This is a genomic window from Pseudochrobactrum sp. AO18b (assembly GCF_000409565.1).
Taxonomy (GTDB): domain Bacteria; phylum Pseudomonadota; class Alphaproteobacteria; order Rhizobiales; family Rhizobiaceae; genus Pseudochrobactrum; species Pseudochrobactrum saccharolyticum.
Genome location: NZ_ANNO01000350.1, coordinates 1 through 19866 on the forward strand (window position 1 = coordinate 1; position 19866 = coordinate 19866).

Here is a 19866-nt window from a genome sequence, read left to right on the forward strand (position 1 = left end):
CAGTTGCTTGCGGTTTTCACTGCCCGGATAAACACCGACAATACGCACTTCCTTGGTGAAGAAGGCCAATTCTTCCAGTGCCAGCTGCACGGAACGATCATCCGGATGGCCTTCAATATCCGCATAGAACTGCGTGGCCATGAAAGTGCCGCCGATCTGGTAGCTCTCCAGCTTGGTCATGTTGATGCCATTGGTCGCAAAACCGCCCATCGCCTTATAAAGCGCTGCTGGAACGTTGCGCACGCGGAATACAAAAGTCGTCACCATCAGCTCGTCCGGTGACTTGCGCGGTGCCCATTGCTCTTGTTTGGACAGCACAACAAAGCGCGTAATATTGTTTTCCGCGTCTTCGACATTATGCTGCAGGATTTCCAGCCCGTAGAGTTCTGCGGCCAGCAATGGTGCTAAGGCCGCCTTGCTCTTATCGCCCAGATCCGCCACCTGACGGGCAGCGCCTGCGGTATCACCGGCAATCACCGGTTTCCAGCCATTGCCGCGAATGATTTTACGGCATTGTCCCAGCGCATGAATATGACTGTGAACGCTTTTGATATCTTCCATTTTGGTGCCCGGCAGCACCATCAGTTGAAAATGGATCGGCAGGAAATATTCGCCGATAATATGCAAGCGTGATTCCGGCAAAAGATGATGAATATCCGCAACACGTCCGGCCAGCGTATTCTCAATCGGAATCATCGCCAGATCGGCTTCGCCATTCTCAACGGCATTAAATGCATCTTCAAAAGTCGCACATGGCAGCGGCTCCATCGTCGGAAACATATTGCGGCAGGCCGTATCGGAATTTGCTCCCGGTTCACCCTGAAACGATATTTTATTGGTCTTCGCTGCCATTTTGGTGCCTTTGACTATTTATAAAATGCTTCTCTGTTTTCCCTGAATTTCAGCGGGACAGAAACTGACGCGCCTTTTCCAGATCTTCCGGTGTATCCACACCGAGCGGGAAGGATTGAACCACTTCCACATCGATTCGCATACCCGCTTCCAGAGCCCGCAGCTGTTCCAGTTTTTCACGCAATTCCAGAACCGAAGGCCCGAGCGCGACAAATTTTTCCAGTGCCGCACGGCGATAGGCATAAAGACCGATATGATGGTAAAGCGGGCCATCGCCATAAGGCGCAGTGGCGCGGGTAAAATAAAGCGCGCGCAATTTATTGGCACCGGCCAGCGGCGAGCCGACGATCTTCACCACATTCGGATTGGTCTTCTCTTGGGGATCTGTGATCTCAACACCAAGGGTGGCGATATCCGCAGGCCCGTCAATCAGCGGCTGCAAAGCGGTTTTAATCAGTGCCGGATCAATCACTGGCAGGTCACCCTGAACATTGATTACGGCATCAAATTCTTTATTCGGATCAATAGTTTGCAAAGCCTCATAAATTCTGTCCGAACCGGATTCATGATCGCTGCGTGTCATCACCGCTTCAAGCCCGTGCGCCTCAACAGCCGTTTTAATCTCTGCACTATCCGTTGCAACAACTACGCGTCCCAGACCGGATGCGACTGCACGCTCGGCCACATGCACGATCATCGGCTTGCCGGCAATGTCGGCCAGCGGCTTACCCGGAAGACGGGTTGAGGCCATGCGGGCGGGGATCAGGATCAGCGATTTAAACGGCTTAGACATGGCTATTCATCCGAAAGTGTCAAAAAGTCACGGGTACTGCAGTTCTTATAGGTGTTGCCAGCGCCAAGTAAAAGACCTAGTTTCCGGCGAAAGTCAGCAATGGAGGGCAACCCTCCCCTAAGACGTATCAATAATTACCGCCAAGCTAAAGGCGTTGGGGAAGAGGAGCGCTAGCGGCCACATGGAATCGTCTCAGTCCAACAAGTTTATCATGGCCTTTCTGGCCACAGTTTTTGTTGTAATGACTATTGGTATTTCATCCGATGCGATTTTCTCGACCTCGCATCCTGAAAAAGCCGGTTATGAAATTGCAGCTGCAGAAGGCGGCGCACCGGCAGCCGGTGGCAAGGAAGCAGCTGTTGCTGTTCCGATTGCAACCTTGCTGGCATCAGCTGATCCTGCACGCGGTGCAACAGTGTTCAAACGCTGTGCAGCCTGTCACACGAGTGAAAAAGGCGGCGCGAACAAAGTCGGTCCGCATCTCTGGGATGTTGTAAACCGTCCGATGGCGACCGTTGAAGGTTTCAGCTATTCCGCAGCCATGAAAGAATTTTCACAGGGCGGCAAAGAAGTCTGGGATTATGAGCATCTCAATAAGTTCCTGACCTCGCCTAAAGGCTATATCAAAGGCACAGCTATGGGCTTTGCCGGCGACAAAAAAGACAATGAACGCGCTGATCTGATTGCTTATCTGCGCTCGCTGTCTGACAATCCTGCGCCGTTGCCTGCACCGGAAGCTGCCGCACCTGCTGAAGCACCAAAACCGGCAGAAGAAAAGCCTGCTGAAGCTCCGGCTGCACCGGCAACGCAGCCCGCCAACTGATCTTAAGATCATTTGAATATTATCAAGCCGGGCTTAATGCCCGGCTTTTATTTTGAAGGAAAATGTCTCATGTCTGATGAACCAATTGTACGCGACAGCAACGGCACCCAGTTGCAGGACGGTGACTCTGTCACCCTCATCAAAGACCTCAAAGTCAAAGGCACATCTGAAACTATCAAGCGTGGCACCTTGGTGAAAAATGTCCGCCTCAACGGCCGTGACGGTGAAGTTGAGTGCAACACCAAACAGGTCAAAGGTCTGGTTCTGAAAACCGAATTCGTCAAAAAAGCCTGATTATTACAAAGATTTAATCCGCCACTTCCGATTTTTGCTCTGCTTCTGCCCGCTTTCCCTTTTAATTCATACAGGGATCATTAAAGTGGAATCTTATTCTTGTGAGCAAACTATCGGGTGGCGGAATGAAAACAGCATTGCGGATTATGCTTCTTGCAGGTTTGGGGCTGTATAGCAGTCTCGCTTCCGCTCAGGATTTGCCATGGCGCCATGCCAACAGCCTGACAGGTGAACCTAAATATGCCGCAGGCTTTAAACATTATGATTACGTCAATCCTGATGCGCCTAAAGGCGGTACGCTCAATCAGGTTGCTGTCGGTTCATTTGATACGCTGAACCCCTATGTGGTGCAGGGTGTTGCGGCTGCCGGTCTCGCCAATTTCGGCGGCGGCAGGCTCTATGACACGCTGATGGATCAGTCGATGGATCAGAGCTCGACATCCTACGGGATGATTGCCGAAGCCATGCAATATCCGGATGATTTTTCCTGGGTAAAATTTCGTCTCAACCCGAAAGCCGCCTGGCATGACAAGACCCCGATTACTGTGGAAGATGTGATCTGGTCTTTCGAGACGCTGAAGAAACAATCCCCGCTCTATAACCGCTATTATGCGGACGTCGTGAAAGCCGAGAAAACCGGCGACAATGAAGTCACCTTCACCTTTGACAAGAGCGGTAACCGCGAATTGCCGAACATTATGGGTGATCTCGTCGTGCTGCCGAAACATTGGTGGCAAGGCAAAGATAAAAACGGCAAGCAGCGTGATATCAGCCGCTCCACTCTCGAAATTCCGCTCGGCTCCGGCGCCTATAAAATCGCTTCCGTTAATCCGGGTAAATCCATCATCTGGCAACGCGCAGAGGATTACTGGGGTAAAGACCAGCCGACCCAGGTCGGACGCAATAATTTCGATCAGGTCAAATACGAATATTTTCTGAACAATGACGCGACATGGGAAGCCTTCAAAAAAGGCGGCATCTATGATTTCCGTCTGGAAAACATAGCTCAGCGCTGGAAAGAACAATATAATTTTCCGGCTGTGGAGCGCGGCGATGTTATCAAAGCCAGTTTCCCGTTTCATGCAGCAGGACGTATGCAGGGCGCATTCCTGAATACCCGCAAAGCCAAATTTCAGGATGTACGAGTTCGTGAAGCACTGAACTGGGTGTTTGATTTTGAAAGCATGAATCGTCTGCTGTTTTTCAATCAGTATAAGCGGATTGAAAGCTATTTTGCCGGTATTGATCTGGCCTCATCCGGTCTGCCTTCCCCTGAGGAGCTGAAAATTCTGGAAACCGTGCGCGGAGAAATTCCGGATGCTGTTTTCACCAAGCCGTATAAGCTACCGGTCTTCGACACACCGCAGGCCATGCGTACCAATCTGCGCCATGCCATTGACCTGTTTGCACAAGCCGGCTGGGTGGTGAAGGACGGCAAGCTCACCAATGACAAAGGCGAGGTGTTTACTCTCGAATTCCTGACCAATAATCCGAACGAAGAGCGCGTTGTAAATCCGTATATCAACAATCTGCGCCGCGTCGGCATCAATGCGTCACTGCGCGTTGTTGATGATGCGCAATATCAGGCACGGGTGAATGACTTCGATTACGATATTATCACCACGGTTGTGGCGCAGAGCCAGTCACCCGGCAATGAACAGCGGGAGATGTGGAGCACCCAGTCTGCCGATCTGAAGGGCAGCAAAAACTATGCCGGTATCAAAAATCCGGCCATCGACAAGCTGATCGACCGCGTTGTCTATGCCAAAGATCACGACGAGCTGGTGGCTGCCACCCGCGCGCTCGACCGCGTGCTGCTGTGGAATTATTACACCGTGCCGCAATGGTATTCCGATACGATCAATGTTGCCTATTGGAACAAGTTCGGCCTGCCGGACAAGCAACCTGATTATGCCGGGATTGATCCGTTCTCCTGGTGGGTAAAGCCTAAACCATAAAATGGCTCACTCTGACTGGGTCTTGTATTTTGGTGTATAATTTTATGCCCGATACAAGACCGGATCACAGCTGCAAAGCGGGAGAAAAATCATGGCAGAGCATCATAAAAGCCTTATGAACCGGCGGCAGATTCTTGTGTTAGGCGGGGCAGCGGCACTGAGCTCCGCTCTCCCCTTTCAGCTCAGAGCGCAGGAAAACAAAAACACAGCCAGTCACGGGCTGGCCGTGTTTGATGATCTGAAATATCCTGCCGGTTTCAGCCATTTTGATTATATCAATCCGCAGGCACCCAAAGGCGGAAGCTTTAATTTCTCTGTCAATGAATGGACGCTGAATCAGGCTCCGAACACTTTCAACACGCTCAATACATTTTCCGCTTTGGGTGATGCGCCGCCACGGATGGAAATTTGTTTCGATACATTGATGACCCGCGCACTGGATGAACCGGATGCGGTTTACGGTCTGATCGCAGAAAGCGTGACTGCCAGCGATGACGGCAAAAGCTATCTGTTCAAACTGCGCGAACAGGCGCGTTTTCACGATAACACACCACTCACCGCGCATGATGCCGCTTTCAGCTATGATCTGCTGAAAGAAAAAGGTCATCCGGCGCTCCGCCTGCTGCTTGCAAAAATGGAAAGCGCGGTTGCCGAGGATGACTATCGCCTGAAGCTGACTCTCAAAGGTGAAACAGCAGCCCAAAACCGCCGTCTCATCACCAGCATGGTATTGCTGCCCGTGCTCTCCAAAGCCTATTACACGGAGCATAGTTTTGACGGAAACAGCCTGACTATTCCGCTCGGCTCCGGTGCCTATAAAGTCGGTGCATTCTCTGCCGGACAATTTATCGAATATCAGCGCAATGAAGATTATTGGGCTAAAGATCTCAATGTGAATATCGGGCGCAATAATTTTGACCGTATCCGCCTCGAGTTTTTCCGCGACAGACAACCGGCATTTGAGGCTTTCAAAAAAGGTGTTCTGGACTGGCGCGCGGAAAGCGTCTCCAAATCATGGACCAATGATTATAATTTCAGTGCAGTAGAAACCGGCAAAGTCATCAAGAAACGCTTTCCTGCATGGAAATTTCCGTCCATGCAAAGCTGGGCGCTCAACCAGCGCCGCGAGCGTTTTCGTGACAAGCGGGTGCGCGAGGCGATAGGACTGTGCTTTGACTTCGAATGGAGCAACAGAAACCTGTTCAGCAATCTGTATCAGCGCCAGCAATCCAATTTCAGCAATTCTGACTTTGAAGCCAAGGGCAAAGCCTCCGCCGCTGAACAGGCAGTTATTACCCGTCATGCTGCACTGATTGATGAGGAAACCCGCGCTGCTTTGCTCGGTGATCCGGTGACTATGCCGGTAACGGACGGCAGCGGCCGCAATCGTGAACACTTGCGCCGCGCGGCAGACTTGCTGAAAGAGGCGGGCTATCAACGCAAAGGCCAGTGGCTGGTTGGTACTGACGGTCAGATTTTCACGCTGGAAATTCTCAACGATTCCGACGGATTTAACCGCGTCTATAATCCGATGATTAAGAACCTTCAGGCCATCGGGATCAATGCGACAGTGCGCATGGCAGAAGCGGCGGCTTATCAGAAGCGTCTGCTGGATTTTGATTATGATATGATGGGGCTTGCCTTCAGCACATCGCCGACTTTGGACAGAGCCACACTCGCTGTCATGTATGGCTCAGAGAGCGTCAACATGCCGGGTTCACAAAATCATACCGGTACCAGCAGCCCTTTGATTGATGCATTGCTGGATGATGTGGCACAGGCGGATAATCGCAAAGACCTGACCGCCACTGTCCTTATTCTCGACCGGTTGTTACGTTACCGCAGAGACTGGATCCCCTGCTGGTCAGCAGGCGGAAAACTGATCGCCTATTGGGACAAATTTGGTATGACAGAATCGCCTCCCTATGGCGGCTATCCGGAATTTTACTGGTGGTATGATAAAGCGAAAGCCGGACAGCTTGGTAAAACATAATTCAGTTCTTTGCGCTAAATTCACAAAACACAATAAGAAACAAACAGGATTATTCATCTGATGGGCGCTTATATTCTCCGACGCCTGCTGCTCATGATTCCAACCATTTTCGGCATCATGGCCATTTCTTTTGCCGTCATCCAGTTTGCCCCCGGCGGCCCCGTAGAGCGTGTGATTGCACAATTGCAGGGACAGGGCGGCGATGCCATGGACAGGCTTTCAGGCGGAGGCGCTGATGCAGGCGCAATATCAATGGACAGCGGCAGTTCCTCGAAATATCGCGGTGCGCAAGGGCTTGATCCGGAATTTATCGCCAGTCTGGAAAAGCAGTTCGGCTTTGATAAGCCGCCGCTGGAACGCTTCGGTCTGATGCTGTGGAACTATGCCCGTTTTGACTTCGGACACTCCTATTTTCGCGATATTGAAGTGATTGATCTGATTAAGGAAAAGCTGCCGGTTTCGATTTCGCTCGGCCTGTGGCTCACCCTGATTTCCTATATGATCTCTATCCCGCTCGGTATTCTCAAAGCTGTGCGCGACGGTTCACGTTTTGACGTCTGGACCAGCGCGGTGATTATTGTCGGCTATGCGATTCCGAGTTTTCTTTTCGCCATCATGCTGATCGTGCTGTTTGCAGGCGGTTCATTCTTCGACTGGTTCCCGTTGCGCGGCCTGACTTCGCCGGATTTCGACCAGATGAGCCTGTGGGGAAAAATCACAGACTATATCTGGCATATGGCGCTGCCGGTGCTGGCGCTGGTGCTGTCGGCCTTTGCGACAACCACCCTGCTCACCAAAAACTCGTTTCTGGAAGAAATCCGCAAACAATATGTCACCACAGCCCGCGCCAAAGGCCTGACTGAACGGCAGGTGCTTTACGGCCATGTTTTCCGTAATGCGATGCTGATTGTGATTGCCGGTTTTCCCGGTGCATTCATCACCGCCTTCTTCACCGGCTCGCTGCTGATTGAAACCATCTTCTCGCTCGACGGTCTCGGCCTGCTTGGCTATCAGTCCGTTCTCAACCGTGATTATCCTGTGGTCTTTGCCAATCTGTTTATCTTCTCGCTGATCGGCCTGCTGGTCGGTCTGCTCTCCGATCTCACTTATACATGGATTGATCCGCGGATTGATTTCGACCGGAGGGATGTGTGATGAGTGCTGTCACGGCTACCCCTCCGGCGCGTGTGAAACGCCCGTTTCTGTCGCCGCTCAACCAGCGGCGCTGGCGTAATTTCAAGGCCAACCGGCGCGGCTGGTGGTCACTGTGGATTTTCCTGTTTCTGTTTGTGACCTCGCTCTTTGCTGAATTTATCGCCAATGACAAACCGATACTGGTTTCCTACAAGGGCGAAATTCTGATGCCGGTGCTGGTTGATTATCCGGAAGAGAAATTCGGCGGTTTCTATGCGGTCACCGATTACCGTGATCCGGTCATTCAGGACGAGATTAACCAGAACGGCTGGGCAATCTGGCCGCCGGTGCGTTATTCCTACCGCACCGTGAATAATGAAATTCCGGAAGCCGCACCGTCCAAACCGTTCTGGCTGATGTCGAAAGAACAGCGCTGCGCCCGCTATGCGGAAGGCGTGAATGATCCGAATTGCACCATCGGCAATATGAACTGGCTCGGCACTGACGATCAGGCGCGCGATGTGTTTGCCCGTGCACTCTACGGTTTCCGTATTTCCGTGCTGTTTGGCCTCATCCTTACTGCCTTTTCCGGTGTGATCGGTGTAACAGCCGGTGCGGTACAGGGCTATTTCGGCGGCTGGGTTGATCTTATTTTCCAGCGCTTCATCGAAATCTGGTCGTCGATACCGGTGCTCTATCTGCTGCTGATCATCGCTGCCATTCTGCCGCCGGGCTTCTGGGTACTGCTGTTTATTATGTTGCTGTTCTCATGGGTCGCCTTTGTCGGCGTGGTGCGTGCCGAATTCCTGCGTGCCCGTAACTTTGAATATGTGAATGCGGCACGCTCGCTGGGCGTCAATAATCGCACCATCATGTGGCGGCATCTGCTGCCCAATGCGATGGTCGCAACCCTGACCTTCCTGCCGTTTATTCTCAACGGCTCGATCACCACGCTGACCTCGCTCGACTTCCTCGGCTTTGGTCTCCCGCCGGGCTCGGCGTCGCTTGGTGAAATGCTGGCACAGGGTAAGAATAATCTTCAGGCACCATGGCTTGGTATAACCGGCTTTGTGGTTATCTCGCTGATGCTGTCGCTGCTGATCTTTGTCGGTGAAGCAGTGCGTGATGCCTTTGATCCGCGAAAGGCTTTTAAATGAGTTCCCATGAAAAAGCCGACGTGCTGCTCAGCGTTCGCGATCTGTCGATTGCCTTTCATCAGGATGGTCAGGACAGGGTTGCTGTCGATCATATTTCCTTCGACATTCACAAAGGCGAAACCGTCGCTCTGGTGGGGGAATCCGGCTCGGGCAAATCCATCTCCGCTTTGTCGGTGCTGAAACTGCTGCCCTATCCGTCCGCCAGCCATCCGTCCGGTCAGATCCTCTTTGAGGGTGCGGACATGCTGACCATGCCGGAAAACAAGCTGCGCGGTGTTCGCGGCAATGACATTGCCATGATCTTTCAGGAGCCAATGACCTCGCTCAATCCGTTGCATGTGGTTGAACGTCAGATTAGTGAGATCTTGCGTCTGCATCAGGGCATGGGTGAAAAACAGGCGCGCGCACGGACACTGGAACTGCTCCATGAAGTTGGTATCCGTGAACCGGAAAAACGTCTGCAATCCTATCCGCATCAGCTCTCCGGCGGGCAGCGCCAGCGTGTGATGATCGCCATGGCTCTTGCTAACAAGCCAAAACTGCTGATTGCCGATGAGCCGACCACTGCGCTTGATGTGACAGTGCAGGCACAAATTCTGCAATTGCTGGCCGAGTTAAAGCAATCACAGGATATGTCGATGCTGTTCATCACCCATGATCTGGGTGTGGTACGCAAAATTGCCGACCGCGTTTGCGTCATGCATCACGGTAAAATCGTGGAAAGCGGCAAGACAGAAGATATTTTCACCAATCCGCAGCATGATTATACCAAGCATTTGCTGAGTGCCGAGCCGAAAGGCGCACCGCTGCCTGCGGAAGAAAATGCACCGCTGGTCATGAGCGGAGAGGATATCAAAGTCTGGTTTCCGATCAAAAAAGGCTTTCTGCGCAAGACAGTCGATTATGTGAAGGCCGTTGACGGTATCAATGTGGAACTGCGGGCGGGTCAGACACTGGGTGTGGTTGGTGAATCCGGCTCCGGTAAAACCACCCTTGGCTTAGCGCTATCACGCATGATTTCATCCAAAGGCGAAATCCGCTTTGGCGACAAAAATATCGACCGGTTTTCCTTCAAGGATATGCGTCCGCTGCGTCGTGAAATGCAGATTGTGTTTCAGGATCCGTTCGGCTCTCTCAGCCCGCGTATGTCGGTTGCGGAGATTATCGCCGAGGGATTGCAGGTGCATGAACCGAAACTCTCGGCCGACGAGCGCGATGATAAAGTCGTTGCCGCTTTGCATGAGGTCAATCTCGATCCGGAAAGCCGCTTCCGCTATCCGCATGAGTTTTCCGGCGGTCAGCGCCAGCGCATCGCCATTGCCCGTGCCATGGTGCTCAATCCGCGTTTTGTGATGCTGGATGAGCCGACTTCGGCTCTCGATATGAGTGTGCAGGCACAGGTTGTCGAATTGCTGCGCAATTTGCAGAAAAAACATGAATTAAGCTATCTTTTCATCAGTCACGACTTGCGCGTGGTCAAAGCCCTTGCCAATCATGTGCTGGTGATGCGCAATGGCAAAGCAGTGGAATATGGTCCGGCGGAGGAAATCTTCGGAGCGCCGAAAACCGATTACACCCGCGCATTGATGGCAGCAGCCTTCCGTTTGGAGACGGCTGAAAAGGGAGTGGTAAATCAATGAATGCAGCAGTAAAAAACACGGGTAAAATCTATTTTGCAGCGACCGGCTGGGATCCGGAGATCTGGATCAAAGCCTTTGCCAAAGCTGCGCCGGAGCGTGAAATCGTTACCGAGGTCAAAGCCGGTGAAGAAGCATCCATTGATTATGCACTGGTGTGGAAACAGAAACGCGGCTCGCTTGCTAATCTGCCCAATCTGAAAGTCATCTTCTCGCTCGGTGCCGGTGTGGATCATGTGTTCCATGACGATCAGGTGCCGGATCTGCCGATCGTGCGTACCGTTTCGCCTGATCTGACCATGCGTATGACAGAATATGTGGTCTGGCAGGTGCTGGATCATCATCGTCTCGGCCCTCAATATCGCGCCCAGCAACTCAAAAAAGTCTGGCGTGAAGATCGCCGTCAGCCTGCGGCCAGTGAGGTCAATGTCGGGATTATGGGCTTAGGCGTTTTGGGACGCGATGCTGCCGACAAGCTGAAACATCTTGGTTTCAATGTCAGCGGCTGGAGCCGCCGCCCGCAGGATGTTGCAGGTGTTGCCACCTATCACGGTAAAGACGGATTGTCCGAATTCCTAAAACAGGTTGATATTCTTGTCTGCCTGCTGCCGCTGACACCGGACACCAAAGGTATTCTGTCCATGTCCGTCTTCGGGCGCATGAAAGAGGACGGTCCGCTCGGTGCACCTATCCTGATTAATGCAGGGCGCGGCGGTTTGCAGAATGAGGCGGATATTCAGGCAGCGCTTGAACGCGGCCTGCTTTCTGCGGCCTCGCTTGATGTATTTGAAACCGAGCCGCTGCCTGAAAACAGCCCGCTCTGGGGTAATCCGAAAATCACGATCACACCCCATGCGGCGGCCAGCTCTTCGGCCAATGCTCTGGTGCCGGAGATTATCCGCATGATCCGCGACTATGAGCGCGACGGCACGCTGATCAATCTCGTTGACCGCGAGAAACAATATTAAAAACATAAAAAGAGCCGGAAATTCCGGCTCTTTTCTTATAGAATGCGGATCGTTCCTTGCTCGCTGATATGCAATTGCCGCTGATCTAATCCGGCATATGTATCGCGATCCAGTTGATAGGCAGGCGGGATGGTCAGTCCCATTTCTTCCGCAACAATCAGACCCAGTAACAGAATCGCATCCGGTTCATGCAAGAGAATCGCTGCCGGTGCGCGGTTACTGTACACAAGTTCCAGCAGCACAGCAGCTGCCGATGAAGACCCGACAGTTGCAGGCAGGCACAGAACCTTGCCGGAGACGGACTGGCCATATTGCGGATGGCGCACATTGGCGATCAGACCGGTTTGCGGATCAACCCCACCCCAAAAACTGATCGGCGCTGTCAGCGCAAAAGCGGGTGCTTCCACCGCTGCGCCTGCGACCAGTATTTTAGCCTGAAATCTGTCTTGTAAAAGCGCCTCCATCACCATGCTTCCTCAGTAAACCGGACACGGCCGGTGATAGCGCTTTCAACACATTCCTGCAAAGAACCATAGACAACACCATAACCGGTATTGCCCGGAGCATAATGGGCAAATTTTCCGGAATTGGTCATCAGCACCGCATTGTCTTTCTCCGGTAGAATCGGCGTGACGACCACACAGGTATCAGCCACGACAATCACGCCCGCCTGCTCCAGTCTCTGCCGGCGCTGATTCTTATCCAGCTCACGCAGCACATGCCGCCCCGTGCAGGCATAAAGCGGGACAGTGAGACGCCGGTCTGAAATTGCCGTTTCAAGAAGATCAAACTCGTCGAGCGATAAATGCGGACTGCCGATTGCCACCGCATCGATTCTGTCTGCCGTAACAGTAGACAGAGCTTTGCGCGCTTCCCTCACCATTTGTGGTGTTACATGGATAATTTCCTGCGGCGCATGGCCTTGTAGTGCCGTTTCGACATGAGGTGCCTCCGGCGTGCGCCCTGCAATATGAAACAACCCAACCGCACCGGATGAGGCAGACGCCGCGCCAAAGGCTTTCAGATCATCCTCTGTCAGCAGTTCCGGTGCAACACCTGTCACCACACCAATAGAATCACCAATCAACCGCCCGTAAAGATTACCCAGCACCGGCCATGCAACCGCCTGACTTAAGAGTGCAGAATCAAGAGCGCTCAGATCTACTACAATTGTGGCACGGCGATTCTCTAATCTGTGTAATCCGTAATCCGGCGCACGACCGGCAATAGCACAGGCAATATCGAGATAATCACCATAGCGATTCGTACGGGCGCCCAGAACCGAATTGCAAAACACCACGGCATTCGATTCGCCCCATGCCACATCCGTTCCCGTTTGCGGCCGGTGCCCTGCCTGATAGGGTGCGCAGGTCCATGACGGTTCACAACCAAGTTTGATATAGGCCTGCATCATGCGCTTTGCCATTGCCGCCTCATGGGGCGGCAGACGGTTACCGGAGCAACCGGTCAGATCCAGTGAACCGACATTAAGCGTCGAGCGAACGCGCACCTTCGCCTGCCCCTCCACCAGCTTCTCTGCAAAGTAGGTACCGCTGTCACCATGATAGAGCGCACCGTCAATATGTGCGGTAGCTATGGGGATCAGCCTCGGCGCCCCCATCAGCTCCGCAGTTCTGGCAACAATGCGCATGGCCATTGCAGCGCCTGCACCATCCCGCCCGTTGATAATGGCACGCTCCTCCGCGCTCAGTGCCAGCACCATAGGTTCCTCCCGAATATGATTAAAGCAGACCTTTACGCATTGTCAGCGATGTCACGCGGGTAAAGCCCGGATGCATGGTTTCAGCAATGACTGCAAAGCCCAGTTTTTTTGAATAGTTTTTGATTGTCAGTCAGTTCGACACGTACTTGCAGGTCAATATGCGACATGCCGCGCTCACGCCCCAGCTTTTCAGCCTGTTCGACCAGACGACGTGCAACGCCAAGCCCGCGAAACGGAGCGGCAACAGCCAGTTTGCCTAAATAAAGATGATCGCCTTTATCCGCCAGAAACACGCATCCGGCCAGTTGTCCGTCGCTCAGCACCCCATAGGCTGTTTCTGTGCCTGCTTTGCCGCGCAGAATCGCTGCATTCAGCAATCCGGCAGAACTCGGCGGATCAATCACACCGTCCATCGTGGCAAAGGCATCCTGAATGAGCAGCAACAGAGCGTCGAACCCGTCATAATCAGGTGTGATTGTAAAAACCTGATAGGACCGGTTCTGCGTGCTCATTGGTCTGCTGCCTTCCGCCGTTTATAGCGCATGGTTTCAAACCGCGCCGACAGAGAATCATAAAGCAACAAGCGTCCCAGCAGAGGCTCACCGATTCCGGTAATCAGTTTAATCACTTCCATCGCCTGCAGAGAGCCGAGAATCGCCGGTAAGGCACCGATCACACCTGCTTCTGCACAGGAGGGAATCAATCCTTCCGGTGGCGGTTCAGGAAACAGATCACGGTAATGCGGCAGTGGATTGCCCTCAGAATCACTCTCATAGGGTTTCAGCACCGTCAGCGAGCCGTCAAACCGCCCCATGGCTGCGGTGACCAGTGCTTTTTCCAGCAAGGCTGCATGATCCGCCACCAGATAGCGGGTGCTGAAATTATCCGAACCGTCAACGATAATATCATAGGCCGAAAACAGCTCCGTCACATTCTCCGGTGTGAGCCGCAATGTATGACAGGCAATTTCAATATGCGGATTGATACGGTGAATCGTAGCCGCGGCACTGTCGGTTTTATTCTCGCCGATACTGTCGGTGTGATGTACCACCTGACGCTGCAAATTCGACAGCGTGACCATATCATCATCGACAATGCCGAGATGGCCGACACCCGCAGCGGCGAGATAAAGCAGTGCCGGACTGCCGAGCCCGCCTGCACCGATCACCAGAACCCGCGCATTTTTAAGCTTCTGCTGCCCTGCCCCGCCGATTTCCGGCAGGATAATATGGCGCGCATAACGCTCGATTTCTAATCCGCTGAAAGGTTCTGACTGTGTGCTCATTGATAAAGTTTAGAGCGTATCCTGAAAAGTGTGAAGCGGTTTTCGGATAAGATACGCGTAAAACAAAAAGACAATGCAGAAACCCTGCCGGTTCAAATATCATAAGCTGTCAGGTTTGCCCCGCTGACATTGAAAAACTGCGCCTCACCTTTAAGGTCACGAAACAGAGCACGATCCGTGCCGGTCATGAAAGCCTGCGCGCCCAGATCGTCAATAATATCAAACAAAGCGGCACGTCTGCCCTCATCGAGATGAGCGGCAATTTCATCCAGCAGCAGCACCGGCGTCATATTGGCAAGATTGGCCGTCAGCCTTGCATGGGCAAGCACCAGACCGATCAGCAGCGCCTTCTGCTCGCCTGTCGAGCACAGAGCCGCCTGCATGCCTTTAGGCCGGTGATGCACGACCATATCCGTGCGATGCGGCCCGTCCAGCGTGCGCCCTGCCGCGCGGTCGCGGCCACGCATATCACGCAAAGTGTGGCGGAAATTCTCTTCCAGATCCAGCGCCGCCTCAAGACGGATACGCCCTTCCAGCTCGCCTTCCAGAAAACAATCCACCTTCGGGAACGGGCTGTCATCCGGCGTCTGCTCAATCATCGCAGCAATAAGGCTCATCAGCTCGGCACGTGCCGCAGCAATGGCCGTACCAAGCTCAGCCATTTGCGCTTCAATCGCATCCAGCCATTGGGCATCGCTGTTATAATCCGAAATCAGCCGGTTGCGGCTACGCATCGCCTTTTCATAATCCAGCACACGCTTGCCGTGGCTGACATCAATCGCCAGCACCATACGGTCAAGAAAACGACGGCGGTCACCGGCCGAGCCGGTAAACAGCCCGTCCATTGCCGGAATGAGCCAGATAATACGGGAATAATCGAGCAACTGATCGGCACTGGCTGGCGCGCCATTAATCCGCACCTTGCGCCCTGCCTCGCCATTGGTACCAGCTAAACCGGTGCCGATTTCAGCCTCGCCATAGCTTGCCGATTCCAGCAACGCATGAATGGCAAAACCATCAGGCGCTCCGCTGCGGCTGACATCAGCATAGGCAGCACGACGCATGCCGCGACCCGGCGACAAAAAGGAAACCGCTTCCAGAAGATTGGTTTTACCTGCACCATTCTCGCCGGTCAGCACCACATGGCCACCGCTCAGCGGCAGCGACAGGCTCTCATAATTGCGAAAATGCGCAAGCCGCAGACGACGGAAACTCACCCGTTCGCTGCGACCTGAAATTTGTGCATCAATGTTTATATTCGTGCTCACCCGTGCACTTATACACGCATCGGCATCAGAACATAGATCAGATGTTCATCACCCTCATCACGCACCAGCATTGGTGAACCGGCATCAGCCAGCATGAATACGGCTTCCTTACCGGAAAGCTGCGATGTGATATCGAGCAGATATTTCGAGTTGAAGCCGATTTCCATCGGTTCACTGTCATAACCTGCCGGTACTTCATCGGTTGCGGAACCGGAATCAGGATTGTTCACGGTCAGCGTCAGAAGACCATCGGAAATGCTGAGCTTAACCGCACGGCCTTTCTCATTGGAAATGGTCGACACGCGGTCAACAGAAGCGGCAAAGCTCTGGCGGTCAATCACCAGCTTGCGGTCATTACCGGCCGGAATCACGCGCTTATATTCAGGGAATGTGCCGTCGATCAGTTTCGAGGTCAGAACAACGGTGCCGACTGTGAAACGGATTTTCACATCCGACACTTCAATCGTCACCTGCATATCCGGTGCATCAACCAGCTTCTGCAATTCCGCAACGGTTTTGCGCGGAATGATGATCGCAGGCATGCCTTCAGCACCGCTTGGCGCTTCCATCGCTGCGCGTGCCAGACGGTGACCATCGGTCGCCACTGCACGCAGTTCCAAACGGCCGTCATCTTCACCGGCATAGAGGTGAATACCATTGAGGTAATAGCGGGTTTCTTCCGTCGAGATCGCAAAATTGGTGCGGTCGATCAGGCGTTTCAGCGCGCTCGCATCCATACGGAATGTATGGGTGAAACTACCCGCTGTCAGTTCAGGAAAATCAGACTGTGGCAGGCACTGCAGACGAAAGGACGAGCGGCCGGATACGACCGACATGGCTGTGCCGTCTTCATTATTGGCCAGCATCACTTCAGCACCGTCCGGCAGCTTGCGCACGATGTCATAAAGCAGATGCGCCGGAACTGTTGTGGCTCCTGCCGTATCAATTGCCGCTTCGGTCGATTCGGTTACTTCCAGATCAAGGTCAGTAGCCTTGAGCTTCAGCACGCCGTCTTCTCCCTGCAACAGCACATTGGAGAGAATCGGAATCGTATTCCGGCGTTCAACCACGCGATGCACATGGTTGAGAGATTTCAGAAGATTTGAACGTTCAATAGTTACGCGCATGATGTACAGAACTCGCTAACATCTGTCCGGCAACAAACAGAGCTGTACCGGAGATCACGGCGCGACAGGCGCCTCTTGGACGGCTAAACTGCCAGAATTTCAGGGGTCTTTGCAAGTCCGCAGAACAGCACAGCAGCGATTTCTTCTGCATAATGACTGATGAACCCGCTCTTTGCCCCGATATTCCGCCTATGAACTGTATCGCGACCAGAGCCGCGATACAGAATCATCGGTATCTGTGACAGCTTATGCGGATTGTTCGTTGATCAGGCGCTTCAGCAGTTCCAGCTCCTGCGCCAGTTTAAGATCAGCACCGACCAGATCTTCGATCTTGCGGACAGCATGCAGAACTGTAGTGTGATCGCGTCCGCCAAAACGACGGCCGATTTCCGGCAATGAGCGCGGAGTCAGCATTTTCGCCAGATACATCGCAACCTGACGCGGCTTCACGATGGTGCGGGTACGGCGGTTGGACAGCAGATCCTGCTTCGACACATTGTAATGACGGGCAACAATACGCTGGATTTCCTCAATACGGATGCGCTTTGGCTCACCGGCGCGGGTCAGATGACCCAGCAGCTCATCAACGCGGTCGATCGACAGGTTCGGTTCAAAGGACTGGCGGAACAACAGCTGGTTGAACGCGCCTTCCAGTTCACGACCGGAACCGGTCACAGTGCGTGCCACATGGGCCAGAATATCGTCAGCAATATCAATATTGCGTTCTTCTGCCTGCGCAGCGCTCAGACGACGCTTCAGCATTTCCACGCGCATTTCATAATCCGGTGCGGCCATTTCCAAAGCTACACCACCCTGCAGACGGGAGCGCACGCGCACATCCAGCGATTCCAGCTCGGAAGGGGCGCGGTCTGCGGCCACAACAACCTGTTTGGCGCTGTCGAGCAGCGTGTTGATCAGATGGCAGAATTCGTGCTGGATGGATTTACCCTGCAGGAACTGCATATCATCAATAATCAGAAGATCGATATCGCGCAGCTGTTCTTTGAAAGACAGCGCATTATTGTCACGGATTGCCGTTGCAAAGCGCCACATGAAATATTCAGCGGTCAGATAGACAACGCGCGGCTTATCCTGACGCTGCAAAGCACTGGCGGCAATAGCCTGCAAAAGATGGGTTTTACCAAGACCAACGGAAGCGTGGATGAAAAGCGGGTTGAAGCGTACGGCGCTGGAACCGGCTTCGGCAATGGTGCGGGCAGCAGCAAGTGCCACACGGTTGGAAGCACCGTCAACAAAGCTGTCGAAAGTATAGCGCGGATCGAGCGGAGAACCGAGTACGGCACCGGCAGCGGCGCTCTGAGCGGCCACTTCTGCCTGACTGGCGCGTTTTTCAGCCGAGAAGCTCTGGCCAACCGGGAAGACCGGCTTTTCGCGCTGCGGCGCAGCAAGCTGCGGAATTTCCGCCACGATATCAGCTACAGGTGCCACAGGACGGGCGGTACGGCTCATGCCGCGCACCACAACTTCAACTTTCAGAATCTGCGGATTTTCTTCCTGCCAGAGCATGGTCAGCATTTCGGCATAATGGTTGTTGATCCATGAGCGCAAAAATGCGGTTGGTACCGAAAAACGTACAACACTCTTGGAGACTTCATCCAGCTTCAGACGACCAAACCACGAAGAGAATATTTCACTGCCGACGCGTGCTTTCAGCTTGCTCAGCAGTCGTTCAAAGGCCTCATCCGGAGAAGCGGTTGTCAAAGTCATATTCTCTTTCTCACTCATAAAATCCGGCGCCGCATCAAACTGACCCTGCAGGCTGCGATTGATCGGCGGGACTGGCTGACCGGCTTCGCTCATCACGTCCAGTTTAGCCTCATTCTTTGCAATCATTTTCGCCTCACAATAGTGTTCAGTTTTTTGGTTGCGGCAGATCATTCCATCATACCGGATGCATCCTGTTCAGATGCTCGTTACTCAGCGGTTTGGCCGGGACTGTCCCTCAGCTTCCGCTCTGATTTTTTTGTTCGTTATAAAATTCTGTTCGCTTCAGTCTTGCCGGTCTTTTGCAGCGTGTCTTTCTCCGGTCCTTTTTCCGTCGGCTCTTTTTCCGCCGGCTCTTTTACCGATTGTCCGGTGAGTATCCCGTAAGGAACGACTCATATTCCGGTCACTCCATGCTGATTGCCCGTATTGAACCATTCAACAACCTCTGTTTCCATCTGCAGCTGCGCAAAGCTTTTTTAGGGTTAATGACCGGTAAATGATGTCATTACTCATCATTTCAGAACGGCCTTACTCTTTCCGGCAACCGCAGGTCGGATCCTCATTCAGGATATTTCCCCCCGCAGTGCCGATCATTCGCAGACACACAGATACTCTTTCGCAGAACGGGAAATTCTGCGTCAGATCACTTTGCACGCCATGAAATTATAACCGGACGCCGAGAGCCTTTAGGCCAATGGTCCAGAGCACTGATCGGCTAACATTAGCGAAATCTTTGGCCTTAGGGCAAGACCGCCGTTAAGAGTTTTTTAATCATTTGATCTGTCTTTCGGTACGCATAACTATTCTGATACAGGGTCTGAAATTAATAAGACCTTTGGATTCAACATCTTTTTATCGGAGCAATTATTAACCCTTCCGGAATCTCCGGAGCGAAAAAAAATAATAATAATTCACTTGACTCAGGCTCCTCCGAGGCAATCCCCAGACTCAGTTCAGAACTGTGTATAAAGACGGGTTCTGCGCTTAAAATTTATTGCAAATATAAAAATATAGAAAAAGAGATTCTCCCAATATTTTAGAGATTCCTTCTAATATTGCTCCCGATTCTGATCTTCTGAATATTCAGGAGAAACATAAAATTCAGACACAAAAAAAAACCCCCACC

16 protein-coding genes and 1 pseudogene are annotated in these 19866 nt (G+C 52.8%); 8 read left to right on the top strand and 9 right to left on the bottom strand.

The genetic code is table 11. The annotated features are described in order from the left end of the window. Positions 1-852: prephenate dehydratase (locus A918_RS0113710; protein ID WP_022711618.1), on the bottom strand; the 852-nt coding region annotated here is incomplete at its 3' end. A 49-nt stretch (positions 853-901) separates the two neighbouring features. Continuing rightward, positions 902-1645 carry a 3-deoxy-manno-octulosonate cytidylyltransferase gene (locus A918_RS0113715; protein WP_022711619.1) on the bottom strand — a complete coding sequence of 248 codons (744 nt, stop codon included), beginning with the start codon at positions 1643-1645 and terminating at the stop codon, positions 902-904. Positions 1646-1826: 181 nt separating this feature from the next. On the opposite strand from A918_RS0113715, the gene A918_RS0113720 reads away from it, so the two are divergent. The 8 genes from A918_RS0113720 to A918_RS0113755 all read left to right on the top strand — a co-directional run bounded on the left by A918_RS0113720 (position 1827) and on the right by A918_RS0113755 (position 11609). Continuing rightward, a complete protein-coding gene (locus A918_RS0113720; protein WP_022711620.1) occupies positions 1827-2468 on the top strand; it encodes a cytochrome c family protein in 642 nt (213 codons plus the stop codon). A gap of 69 nt (positions 2469-2537) precedes the next feature. Beyond that, a complete protein-coding gene (locus A918_RS0113725) occupies positions 2538-2762 on the top strand; it encodes an alkylphosphonate utilization protein (protein ID WP_028233806.1) in 225 nt (74 codons plus the stop codon). Between the two features lie 146 nt (positions 2763-2908). Continuing rightward, entirely contained in the window at positions 2909-4720 is a 1812-nt protein-coding gene (locus A918_RS0113730; protein ID WP_371257525.1) for an extracellular solute-binding protein, read from the top strand. Between the two features lie 91 nt (positions 4721-4811). Then, positions 4812-6713 (top strand): extracellular solute-binding protein, encoded by a 1902-nt coding sequence (locus A918_RS0113735; RefSeq protein ID WP_022711623.1) that lies wholly within the window; start codon positions 4812-4814, stop codon positions 6711-6713. A gap of 60 nt (positions 6714-6773) precedes the next feature. After that, positions 6774-7868: a microcin C ABC transporter permease YejB gene (locus tag A918_RS0113740; protein WP_022711624.1), complete on the top strand. Its 1095-nt coding sequence runs from the start codon at positions 6774-6776 to the stop codon at positions 7866-7868. After that, positions 7868-9004: an ABC transporter permease gene (locus A918_RS0113745; protein ID WP_022711625.1), complete on the top strand. Its 1137-nt coding sequence runs from the start codon at positions 7868-7870 to the stop codon at positions 9002-9004. Before A918_RS0113740 ends, A918_RS0113745 begins: the two co-directional genes overlap by 1 nt. Continuing rightward, the gene (locus A918_RS0113750; RefSeq protein ID WP_022711626.1) at positions 9001-10644 is read left to right on the top strand and encodes an ABC transporter ATP-binding protein; all 1644 of its coding nucleotides are present in this window, start codon (positions 9001-9003) and stop codon (positions 10642-10644) included. Before A918_RS0113745 ends, A918_RS0113750 begins: the two co-directional genes overlap by 4 nt. Beyond that, positions 10641-11609, top strand: a complete 969-nt coding sequence (locus A918_RS0113755) for a glyoxylate/hydroxypyruvate reductase A (protein ID WP_022711627.1) — start codon at positions 10641-10643, stop codon at positions 11607-11609. Before A918_RS0113750 ends, A918_RS0113755 begins: the two co-directional genes overlap by 4 nt. 35 nt (positions 11610-11644) lie before the next feature. Here A918_RS0113755 and A918_RS0113760 read toward each other — a convergent pair whose 3' ends face one another. The 7 genes and pseudogenes from A918_RS0113760 to dnaA all read right to left on the bottom strand — a co-directional run. Further along, on the bottom strand, positions 11645-12073 hold the full coding sequence (locus A918_RS0113760; RefSeq protein WP_022711628.1) for an aconitase X swivel domain-containing protein: 429 nt from the start codon (positions 12071-12073) through the stop codon (positions 11645-11647). Continuing rightward, positions 12073-13332 (bottom strand): aconitase X catalytic domain-containing protein, encoded by a 1260-nt coding sequence (locus A918_RS0113765; RefSeq protein WP_022711629.1) that lies wholly within the window; start codon positions 13330-13332, stop codon positions 12073-12075. Before A918_RS0113765 ends, A918_RS0113760 begins: the two co-directional genes overlap by 1 nt. 80 nt (positions 13333-13412) lie before the next feature. Continuing rightward, complete coding sequence (locus A918_RS21185; protein WP_245257333.1) at positions 13413-13844, bottom strand: GNAT family N-acetyltransferase; 432 nt, start codon at positions 13842-13844, stop codon at positions 13413-13415. Continuing rightward, positions 13841-14617, bottom strand: coding sequence for a molybdopterin-synthase adenylyltransferase MoeB (locus A918_RS0113775; RefSeq protein ID WP_022711630.1), 777 nt, complete (start codon positions 14615-14617; stop codon positions 13841-13843). The genes A918_RS21185 and A918_RS0113775 overlap by 4 nt, the downstream gene beginning before the upstream one ends. A gap of 92 nt (positions 14618-14709) precedes the next feature. After that, positions 14710-15873 (bottom strand): DNA replication/repair protein RecF, encoded by a 1164-nt coding sequence (recF, locus tag A918_RS0113780; protein WP_033316140.1) that lies wholly within the window; start codon positions 15871-15873, stop codon positions 14710-14712. A gap of 20 nt (positions 15874-15893) precedes the next feature. Beyond that, a complete protein-coding gene (gene dnaN / locus A918_RS0113785) occupies positions 15894-17012 on the bottom strand; it encodes a DNA polymerase III subunit beta (RefSeq protein WP_022711632.1) in 1119 nt (372 codons plus the stop codon). A 246-nt stretch (positions 17013-17258) separates the two neighbouring features. Further along, positions 17259-18719, bottom strand: a pseudogene (gene dnaA, locus A918_RS0113795) (chromosomal replication initiator protein DnaA); the annotation flags it as partial. Positions 18720-19866 lie beyond the last annotated feature (1147 nt).

What these genes read in the sequence shown, in the direction of transcription:
- A918_RS0113715 (WP_022711619.1), bottom strand. Translation starts at nt 1,645, where the DNA reads ATGTCTAAGCCGTTTAAATCGCTGATCCTGATCCCCGCCCGCATGGCC.
- A918_RS0113720 (WP_022711620.1), top strand. Translation starts at nt 1,827, where the DNA reads ATGGAATCGTCTCAGTCCAACAAGTTTATCATGGCCTTTCTGGCCACA.
- A918_RS0113725 (WP_028233806.1), top strand. Translation starts at nt 2,538, where the DNA reads ATGTCTGATGAACCAATTGTACGCGACAGCAACGGCACCCAGTTGCAG.
- A918_RS0113730 (WP_371257525.1), top strand. Translation starts at nt 2,909, where the DNA reads ATGCTTCTTGCAGGTTTGGGGCTGTATAGCAGTCTCGCTTCCGCTCAG.
- A918_RS0113735 (WP_022711623.1), top strand. Translation starts at nt 4,812, where the DNA reads ATGGCAGAGCATCATAAAAGCCTTATGAACCGGCGGCAGATTCTTGTG.
- A918_RS0113740 (WP_022711624.1), top strand. Translation starts at nt 6,774, where the DNA reads ATGGGCGCTTATATTCTCCGACGCCTGCTGCTCATGATTCCAACCATT.
- A918_RS0113745 (WP_022711625.1), top strand. Translation starts at nt 7,868, where the DNA reads ATGAGTGCTGTCACGGCTACCCCTCCGGCGCGTGTGAAACGCCCGTTT.
- A918_RS0113750 (WP_022711626.1), top strand. Translation starts at nt 9,001, where the DNA reads ATGAGTTCCCATGAAAAAGCCGACGTGCTGCTCAGCGTTCGCGATCTG.
- A918_RS0113755 (WP_022711627.1), top strand. Translation starts at nt 10,641, where the DNA reads ATGAATGCAGCAGTAAAAAACACGGGTAAAATCTATTTTGCAGCGACC.
- A918_RS0113760 (WP_022711628.1), bottom strand. Translation starts at nt 12,073, where the DNA reads ATGGAGGCGCTTTTACAAGACAGATTTCAGGCTAAAATACTGGTCGCA.
- A918_RS0113765 (WP_022711629.1), bottom strand. Translation starts at nt 13,332, where the DNA reads ATGGTGCTGGCACTGAGCGCGGAGGAGCGTGCCATTATCAACGGGCGG.
- A918_RS21185 (WP_245257333.1), bottom strand. Translation starts at nt 13,844, where the DNA reads ATGAGCACGCAGAACCGGTCCTATCAGGTTTTTACAATCACACCTGAT.
- A918_RS0113775 (WP_022711630.1), bottom strand. Translation starts at nt 14,617, where the DNA reads ATGAGCACACAGTCAGAACCTTTCAGCGGATTAGAAATCGAGCGTTAT.
- dnaN (WP_022711632.1), bottom strand. Translation starts at nt 17,012, where the DNA reads ATGCGCGTAACTATTGAACGTTCAAATCTTCTGAAATCTCTCAACCAT.